This window comes from Defluviitoga sp. (assembly GCF_035349255.1).
Classification (GTDB): Bacteria; Thermotogota; Thermotogae; order Petrotogales; family Petrotogaceae; genus Defluviitoga.
In genome coordinates this window covers 39,965-47,302 of sequence record NZ_DAOPSE010000012.1, presented here as the reverse complement: position 1 = coordinate 47,302, position 7,338 = coordinate 39,965, and the positions used below count along the sequence as shown (strand labels likewise).

Below are 7,338 nucleotides of genomic sequence, written 5' to 3'. Positions count from 1 at the left end.
TATGATGATCGCGCTTATTGTATTTGGATGGATGGTTACTGCGAGACTTATAAGAGGGAATATACTTCAAGCTAAGAATGAACAGTATGTTATGGCAGCAAAAGCATTAGGGGTTAGTGACTTTTTCATAATAGTTAAGCATATTTTGCCTAATACAATCTTTCCAGTTTTGATAAATGCTACAATGAGAATTGGTTCTATGGTTATAACTGCGGCTGCCTTGAGTTTTTTGGGTTTGGGAGCTCCTCAAGGTTATGCAGACTGGGGATCAATTTTGTCTTATTCAAGAGATTGGATAATTGGAGGAACTAATCCTACTCAATATTGGTTTACTATATTATATCCGGGAATTGCAATGATACTTTTTGTCATAGGGTGGAATTTGTTAGGAGACGCCTTAAGAGATGTTTTTGATCCGAGAATGAGACATTAAAGCGAAGGGAGGATAAATGTTGAACAATAATGAAAAACCCTTACTTAAAGTAGAAAATTTACATGTGCATTTTAAAACAGAAGATGGCATAATAAAGGCCGTTAATGGCGTTAGTTTCGAATTATATCCTGGAGAAACACTCGCCATAGTAGGAGAATCAGGATCAGGTAAAACTGTAACGGCTTTAAGTACTATTAGATTATTAGACGAGAATGGATGGATAGAAGAAGGTAAAATTCAATATAAAGATAATGATGTTTTGTCTTTATCTGACAATCAATTAAGAAAGATACGAGGTAAAGAAATATCGATGATATTTCAAGAACCTATGACCGCCTTGAATCCAGTTTTTACTATTGGAGATCAAATAATAGAATCATTAGAATTGCATCTAGATATGAATAAACAAGAAGCTCGGAGAAAAGCCATAGATTTATTGAGAAAAGTTGGAATTCCTGAACCAGAAAGAAGGATTGATCAGTATCCTCACGAGTTATCAGGGGGAATGAGACAAAGAGCTATGATAGCAATGGCTTTATCTTGTAATCCTTCAATTTTGATAGCGGATGAACCAACAACTGCATTAGATGTAACGATACAAGCCCAGATATTGGAATTAATGAAAGATTTACAAAAAGAATTTCAAATGTCAATAATTTTCATTACACACGATCTTGGTGTTGTAGCTGAAATGGCGGATAGAGCTATTGTTATGTATGGTGGAGAGGTTGTTGAAGCAGCGGATATTATTACTATTTTTAAAAAGCCCAGACATCCATATACATGGGGGCTTATGAATTCAATTCCGCGTATTGACAAGGATGAAGAAAGACTGCTATCAATACCGGGTGTTGTTCCAAATCCTTTAAATTTTCCTAAAGGGTGTAAATTTTCTAACAGATGTTTCTTTGCTGATGAGAAATGTGTCGAGGAAAATCCAAATTTAGAAGAAATTGAGGAAAATCATTTTTCTAGATGTTGGCACATTGACAGGATGCTACGAGAAATGCACAAGGTAAAAGAAGGTGAAAGATGATGCCTGAAAATGAAAAGGTTATATTAGAAGTTGAACACTTAAAGAAATACTTTCCTGTCAGAGCTGGGGTATTTAAGAGAGTTGTAGCTCAAGTTCAAGCAGTAGATGATATTTCTTTTAAAGTTCATGAAGGCGAGACTTTAGGCTTAGTGGGAGAATCTGGTTGTGGAAAAAGTACAACTGGAATGACTATCTTGAGACTCTACGAACCTACTTTTGGAAGAATAATTTTAGAAGAAGAAGATACCACTCCGTGGTTTATGACAACCACTGAAGCAAAACGATACATAAAAATAATGTACGCTGATAGATTTGAAAAGATGAAACAAGAGTTTGGTTCACTGGATGAAGTTATAAAAAATCTTAATAAAGAAATTGACAAGAAGTATGCCGAGATATATTTTGAACAAGGAGAAACTGGAATTAGACAGGATATGATGAAAGATCTTACTGAAAAAAGAAGATACTTCAGGAAAAACGCTCAGGTTATTTTTCAAGATCCCTATTCTTCATTGAATCCAAGATTAAGAATTATTGAAATAATTGGAGAGGGAATGAAAGTTAACAAAATGGGAACTAATCAAGAAATACGTGATAGAGTTGCACATTTGATGGAAATTGTGGGATTGTCTAAAGATTATATTTATCGTTATCCCCACCAATTTTCAGGTGGCCAAAGACAAAGAATTGGAATTGCTCGTGCATTAGCTGTCAATCCAAAATTAATAATTTCAGACGAGGCAGTATCTGCATTGGATGTTTCAATTCAGTCACAGATTATAAATTTGTTAGTGGATTTAAAGAATGAATATGGTTTAACTTTTGTATTTATAGCTCATGATTTAGCTGTTGTTAAACATATTAGCGATAAAATTGCCGTGATGTATCTTGGAAAAATAGCAGAATTGACTTTAAAAAAAGAGCTTTTTGATAATCCTCTACACCCATATACAGTATCTTTGATGTCAGCTATTCCTATTCCAGATCCGGAAGTAAAGAAGAAAAGGGTAGTACTGGAAGGAGATGTTCCCAGTCCGTTAAACCCACCATCTGGTTGTAGATTTCATCCTCGATGTCCCGTGGCAAAAGAAATTTGTTCAAAAGAAGAACCATCATTAAATGAGATATCTGACAATCACTATGTGTCATGCTTTTTTCCTGGTGAATTTAAGATTTAGCAATAACCAAATTCATTTAATAACATCTAACATTATATTTATAAGGACACTCTGGCACTTGTGTATCTCCAGAGTGGTTGTAATATTAATGTGTTTTTATCTATTTGTTTTAGTTTAGAGTGTTTCAGTTTTCCTCAAATTTCTCTATAATGGTAGGAAGATACTTATTTTTGATTTTTTTCTTGTCATATATTCGAATAAATATATATATGAAACAAGTACATAGTAAACCAATTAGAAATGAATTTAAGTCGGAAAAACCCAAAAGATAAAAGAGTATAACAGACGCTAAAAAGACAATCAAGGGTAGTCCATAAGCAATAAAAGATAATTTTACTACAGGTACATTTGGCAACTCTACAACGACTTTATCTCCAATGTTAATATTATTTAAATTGTCGGTTTTTTTCGCCTTGAGTTTAAGTTCGTTAGAACTTCCTAAAATGTTACAACTATTTCTAATTGAGCAACTACCACACGCTTCTGTTCTTAAAGTTTTTAGATAGATGTAATCATTGTCTATATCAATTACGTCCATTACTTCCTTCACTGCACTGCACCTTCTTTATTCTTGTGAAGCAATTTTAAGTTTCACGTTTTCCAAAATGCTTTTTTCGCATGAAAAGTAGCAGTTAATTAATTGATAATATAAGTTTGCTAATTTTCTGCAATGCTCATCTAATTGACTTTCTTTTAATTTACCGTCTAAAAAATCAAACCACATTTGTTCATCTGTATTGTTCATATTAAATTCGCCTCCTCAATCAGTTTCTTAAGTTTCTTTCTAGCGTAATGAAGTTTGCTTTTAACGGTTCCTAAAGGGAGATCAGCTATTTCAGCTATTTCATTGTAGCTTAAACCATCTATATCTCGTAATTTGATCAGCAATCTTTCATCTTCATCTAATTGTTCCATAATTTCTAATATCATTTCATAGCTAAGTTCATTAAAAACTTCTTTTTTAACGTTTGTATCGGATACTGGCTGTACATTATAGGTTTCAGGCTCTTCACTATCCAAATCCATAGGTCTTTCAATTTCCTTACTGTAATTTCTTGAATAATCTTTACCAACATTTACAGCTATTCTATATATCCAAGTGGACAATTTAGAGCGACCTTCAAAATTATTTATACCTTTTAATATTCTTACAAAAACCTCTTGAAGAGCATCTTCAAGTTCATTGGGTCTAACGTAATTTTTTAATATACCATATATCTTAGGAGCATATTCATCGTAAAGTATTTTAAAAGCATTTTGATCGCCTTTTTTTAATGCTTCCACTAACTTCTCATCAGTCAAAAAAATCAACTCCATCATGAATTAGTCTAAAATAATTATAGCATACTTTAGGAAGAGCTGTAAAATTTGATCACTAAAAGTGGTTAAACTTCGAGAATTTTTTTAAAATTTTAAATAAAAATGATAAAATAATAAAAACTAACTTTAATACAAAAAAGAAGTTATCTTTTTTTGCCTTTTAGTCTTATAAAATGTTTTCTAAAAAGTTAAGTTGATAGGTTTTTAAAAGATTGAAAATTGTAAAGACGACAAAATGAGCGATAGCAGATTTTAAAAATATCTAAAATTTGTTAAGGGGGTACTTATAATGCAGGAAGAGAAAAAAGTTAGTATGTTTGATAACGCTGTAAAACAATTTGATAGAGCGGCAAGCATTATGGAACTAGATGCCAACCTTAGAGAAGTTTTGATAAAACCTAAAAGAGAGTTAATTGTAAACTTTCCTGTGCGTATGGATGACGGTTCAATAAAAGTTTTTACAGGATATAGAGTTCAACATAATATGACTTTGGGGCCAGCCAAAGGAGGGATTAGATATCATCAGAATGTTACATTAGATGAAGTAAAAGCTTTAGCTTTTTGGATGACATGGAAATCTGCAGTAGTAAATATTCCTTATGGTGGAGCTAAGGGAGGTGTTACAGTCGATCCAACTCAGTTATCGATTTCAGAACTAGAGAGATTGTCAAGGAGATTCTTCTATGAAATACAGATAATATTGGGTGAAGAAGTTGACATACCAGCTCCAGATGTAAATACCGATGGGCAAGTGATGGCATGGTATATGGACACTTATTCTATGAGTAAAGGACATACTTCACTAGGAATAGTTACAGGAAAGCCTGTAGAAATAGGTGGATCCGTAGGTCGAACTGAAGCAACTGGAAGAGGGATTAATATATGTCTTCAAGAAGCAGTAAAATATTTAAGAAATAAAGGCAGATTAAATAAAAAAGACGAAGAAATTACCGTTGCTATTCAAGGTTTTGGGAATGTAGGCTCAAATTTAGCATTGACTTTAACAGAGGAAACTAAGATGAGATTAATCGCAATTTCGGATATAAGTGGTGGATTATACAATGAACACGGATTTACTTCAACACAAATTAGAAGATTAATGGAAAGAACTAAAAGCAGGAAAAAATTATTATTAGAGGTTAATGAAGAAGGTTTTAAGGAAATATCAAATGAAGAACTGTTAACTTTAGATGTTGACATACTTTCTCCGTGCGCTATGGAAAATGTTATAACACATGAGAACAGTAAAGATATTCGTGCAAAATTGATAGTAGAAGGCGCCAATGGTCCTTTAACTCCGGAAGCCGACGAAATTCTTTTATCTAAAAATGTTTTTATAGTTCCTGATTTTCTAGCTAACTCTGGAGGGGTTACAGTTTCCTATTTTGAATGGTTACAAGGTATGCAGTGGAATTTTTGGGAGTTAGATGATGTCAGATCTGCCCTTCAAAAAAAGATGATCAATGCCTTTTATGATGTGGTTAAAACAATGGAAAAATATGAAATAGATATGAGAACTGCAGCTTATATTAAGGCTATTGACAGGGTAGCAACTGCAACAAGATTGAGAGGTATTTATCCCTGATAAATATAAGAGACAATAAAATATTCAAAAAACGTCCCTTTCTTTTTATGAGAGAAAGGGAGAGGTTTTTAATTATTAATTTTGTATCTTCTTGTATAAATTTACTAGGATATCGTCTACTAAAAGGAGTGACAAAAATAAGATGGCTTCTCTATTAATTTTCGTTTTTGTAAATCTTGGGCTTGCCTACTTTCTTATTAGTTTACCCTGTTGGATTTTTTCCGTGGTTTTACTTTCTTTTTTGCTTTTACTTTGTTATAAAAAAAAGCATTACAATAAACTTAGTAATGTCTTGTTATTAATTTCTTTAGTTTTTTCTTTTTTTGCATATTTAAATTCTTTCAATCCATCTATTTTCTATATTTTAATGAACTTATCTGCATTATTTGCATCTTTAAAAAGTATTTACTATAACAATATTTTCTTACTAATTTCGTGGATTTTGAATGCGGTCTCATTTGGATATTTAATTTCTGGTTTAAAAAGTTTAACTTTAGGAATAATTTTTTCCATAATTATATTTTTGTTAGGAATAAAAGATGTTTTTTCTACTAAAAAGATTCAAAGAAAAAGCGAAAAGTAACTGTTGCGTTAATTTCATTTAATTAATTCTTTTATACAAATAGCCAATCTTTTTATTCCTTCTTCAATAGTTTTTTCATCAGAGCAAGAATAATTTAATCTGAGTGTATTGACATCAGATTTTTTCACATAAAAAGGATCTCCTGGAACAAAAGCGACCTTTTTTTCTATAGAATGATTTAAAAGATTAACTGCCGAAATATTTTTTGGCAAGGTAACCCATAAAAACATGCCACCATTTGGTTTTGTAAATTCTACAGATTTAGGAAAATATCTTTCTATGCTTTCAATCATAGTTAATCTTTGTGAATTGTACGTTGCCTTTATATCTAAAATGTGTTTATCAAGATCTGTGTCTTTCAGGTATTGATATATTATTCTCTGCCCAACATAATTAGAGTGTAAATCAGCCGCTTGTTTTGCAATCACAAATTTATCCATAATTTTATCAGGTGCAATCAGCCATCCTATTCTAAATCCGGGAGCCACTATTTTGGAGAATGAACCAAGAAGTATTGTTTGTTCTGGCAATAATTTACCAAAAGATTCTATTTCTTCATCTTCATATCTTAATTCTCCGTAAGGATCGTCTTCGATTATAAATGTATTATAGCTTTTTAATAAATCAACGATCTTATTTCTTTTTTCAAAGCTATAAGAAATGCCAGTAGGGTTTTGAAAATTGGGTACAGTGTATATTATTTTAGGAGAAAAGTTTTCATATGCAATATGAAGTTCTTCTAAATTTAAACCGTCATTTTCTAATTTTATAGGAACAAAGTTTTTAGAAAAAATTGATAGGCACTGAATTGCGCCAAGATAACCGGGTTCTTCTATTGCTACGGCATCATTATCATTAAGAAAAACTTTTCCAATTAAGTCTAATGCTTGTTGAGATCCATGGGTAATTAGAACGTTTTCTGCCGAAATGTTTAGGTTCTTATTTTTGTTATATCTTTCGGCAATAAATTCTCTTAAAGGAAGATAACCTTCTGTTGTGCTGTACTGTAAGATTTCGGTTCCGTAATTTTCTAATTGATAATTTGCAGCATTTCTGATTTCCTTTACAGGGAAAAGATCTTTATTTGGCAGGCCGCCTGCAAAAGAAATAATCTCTGTATCGTCTATTAACTTCAGAATTTCACTGATAAAAGATGAAGGAACGTTATCCATACGTTTCGCGAAAATATTTTCCATATCCACC

The 7,338-nt window shown here is 31.9% G+C and carries 8 protein-coding genes; 4 read left to right on the top strand and 4 right to left on the bottom strand.

The window, feature by feature from the left end:
* From PKN74_RS04675 to PKN74_RS04665, 3 genes are all read left to right on the top strand, one after another.
* The coding region (locus PKN74_RS04675) for an ABC transporter permease (RefSeq protein ID WP_472309103.1) at positions 1-433 on the top strand (433 nt) is incomplete at its 5' end.
* 16 nt (positions 434-449) lie between these two features.
* Complete coding sequence (locus PKN74_RS04670; protein ID WP_472309101.1) at positions 450-1,469, top strand: ABC transporter ATP-binding protein; 1,020 nt, start codon at positions 450-452, stop codon at positions 1,467-1,469.
* Positions 1,469-2,647, top strand: a complete 1,179-nt coding sequence (locus PKN74_RS04665) for an ABC transporter ATP-binding protein (protein ID WP_472309099.1) — start codon at positions 1,469-1,471, stop codon at positions 2,645-2,647. Before PKN74_RS04670 ends, PKN74_RS04665 begins: the two co-directional genes overlap by 1 nt.
* Before the next feature lie 124 nt (positions 2,648-2,771).
* On the opposite strand, the gene PKN74_RS04660 is transcribed toward PKN74_RS04665, so the two are convergent.
* The 3 genes from PKN74_RS04660 to PKN74_RS04650 are packed head-to-tail and all read right to left on the bottom strand — an operon-like array spanning position 2,772 to position 3,949.
* Entirely contained in the window at positions 2,772-3,197 is a 426-nt protein-coding gene (locus PKN74_RS04660) for a SoxR reducing system RseC family protein (protein WP_472309097.1), read from the bottom strand.
* A gap of 15 nt (positions 3,198-3,212) precedes the next feature.
* Entirely contained in the window at positions 3,213-3,392 is a 180-nt protein-coding gene (locus PKN74_RS04655; protein ID WP_472309095.1) for a hypothetical protein, read from the bottom strand.
* Positions 3,389-3,949 (bottom strand): RNA polymerase sigma factor, encoded by a 561-nt coding sequence (locus PKN74_RS04650; protein ID WP_472309093.1) that lies wholly within the window; start codon positions 3,947-3,949, stop codon positions 3,389-3,391. Before PKN74_RS04650 ends, PKN74_RS04655 begins: the two co-directional genes overlap by 4 nt.
* Positions 3,950-4,280: 331 nt before the next feature.
* Here PKN74_RS04650 and PKN74_RS04645 point away from each other — a divergent pair, with 331 nt between their 5' ends.
* Complete coding sequence (locus PKN74_RS04645; RefSeq protein WP_472309107.1) at positions 4,281-5,552, top strand: Glu/Leu/Phe/Val family dehydrogenase; 1,272 nt, start codon at positions 4,281-4,283, stop codon at positions 5,550-5,552.
* A gap of 597 nt (positions 5,553-6,149) precedes the next feature.
* Here PKN74_RS04645 and PKN74_RS04640 read toward each other — a convergent pair.
* Positions 6,150-7,331, bottom strand: a complete 1,182-nt coding sequence (locus PKN74_RS04640; RefSeq protein WP_472309091.1) for an aminotransferase-like domain-containing protein — start codon at positions 7,329-7,331, stop codon at positions 6,150-6,152.
* Positions 7,332-7,338: the final 7 nt, after the last annotated feature.

Excerpts from the sequence above, each read along its gene's own strand:
- PKN74_RS04670 (WP_472309101.1), top strand. The coding sequence starts at position 450 with ATGTTGAACAATAATGAAAAACCCTTACTTAAAGTAGAAAATTTACAT.
- PKN74_RS04665 (WP_472309099.1), top strand. The coding sequence starts at position 1,469 with ATGCCTGAAAATGAAAAGGTTATATTAGAAGTTGAACACTTAAAGAAA.
- PKN74_RS04655 (WP_472309095.1), bottom strand. The coding sequence starts at position 3,392 with ATGAACAATACAGATGAACAAATGTGGTTTGATTTTTTAGACGGTAAA.
- PKN74_RS04645 (WP_472309107.1), top strand. The coding sequence starts at position 4,281 with ATGTTTGATAACGCTGTAAAACAATTTGATAGAGCGGCAAGCATTATG.
- PKN74_RS04640 (WP_472309091.1), bottom strand. The coding sequence starts at position 7,331 with ATGGAAAATATTTTCGCGAAACGTATGGATAACGTTCCTTCATCTTTT.